Below are 815 nucleotides of genomic sequence, written 5' to 3' on the forward strand. Positions count from 1 at the left end.
CACGAACTCCCGGTTGTGCTCGTGCCTATCGTCGCGAGTGATGTTGAGGTGATCCCCGCCGATGAGAAAAATTCCAACTGACGCTGAGATCCGTGCCGCTGCAGAACAGTTGGGCGTTCTCGATGAAAACGGTGATGTTCCCGCACACAAGCGGGCGCAGGTGGCGAAAGCACTCACCCTCGCCGCCAAGGAATCCCGCCAACAGGTTTCAGCCGCAACCGATTGCGAAGCGTTCGCGCAACGCATCCGACAAGTACAAGACGCACTTCAACACGAGGGCGTCTCAGGTGACAGTTCCGCCCGAGTTCTCGGTGCTATCGCGGCACCACTCTGGCGGGAGATGAAGGAGAAAACCGCACATGACCGCACGCGAGATTGACATCGACGACTACGACGCCGACGACTTTGCCGACGAGTACAACGAGCCACGCACCGAGATCCCCGACCCGGGTCCCAAGCGTGCCGGTAATCGCGCTCAGCGGCGTGAAGCTGCACGCACACATTGGGTGTCGGATGACTATCCGGTGGAGCGTGAGGCGAACGGCATCACGGTCGTCGCGGTCGACTACGACGGCGAAACGTATTGGGTGCCGTCCGATCCTGCCGAGTGGGATGCGCGCGCGACCCGGGCGTTCGAGGACGGCAAGGCGTTGACGGCGCTCGAGTACATTCTCGAACCTGACCCCGACAGCGGCAAGAGTGGGTATGACCTGCTCACGTCGAAGCGGTATCGGATGAAGCACATCAACGAACTGTTCGAGAAGATCGCGAAGGCTGGCGGGTTCGACTCGTCGGGAAACTGAGGGGCCTGCTCA

Annotated in this window: 2 protein-coding genes; both read left to right on the top strand. The window is 61.1% G+C overall.

Features of this window, described 5'->3' with window-relative positions:
- The first annotated feature begins 61 nt into the window (after positions 1-61).
- The gene (locus A5777_RS24840) at positions 62-379 is read left to right on the top strand and encodes a hypothetical protein (protein WP_156529462.1); all 318 of its coding nucleotides are present in this window, start codon (positions 62-64) and stop codon (positions 377-379) included.
- Complete coding sequence (locus A5777_RS22125) at positions 360-803, top strand: hypothetical protein (protein WP_064864635.1); 444 nt, start codon at positions 360-362, stop codon at positions 801-803. Before A5777_RS24840 ends, A5777_RS22125 begins: the two co-directional genes overlap by 20 nt.
- Positions 804-815: the final 12 nt, after the last annotated feature.

Source organism: Gordonia sp. 852002-10350_SCH5691597 (genome assembly GCF_001665715.1).
Taxonomy (GTDB): Bacteria; Actinomycetota; Actinomycetes; order Mycobacteriales; family Mycobacteriaceae; genus Gordonia; species Gordonia sputi.

Excerpts from the sequence above, each read along its gene's own strand:
- A5777_RS24840 (WP_156529462.1), top strand. The coding sequence starts at position 62 with ATGAGAAAAATTCCAACTGACGCTGAGATCCGTGCCGCTGCAGAACAG.
- A5777_RS22125 (WP_064864635.1), top strand. The coding sequence starts at position 360 with ATGACCGCACGCGAGATTGACATCGACGACTACGACGCCGACGACTTT.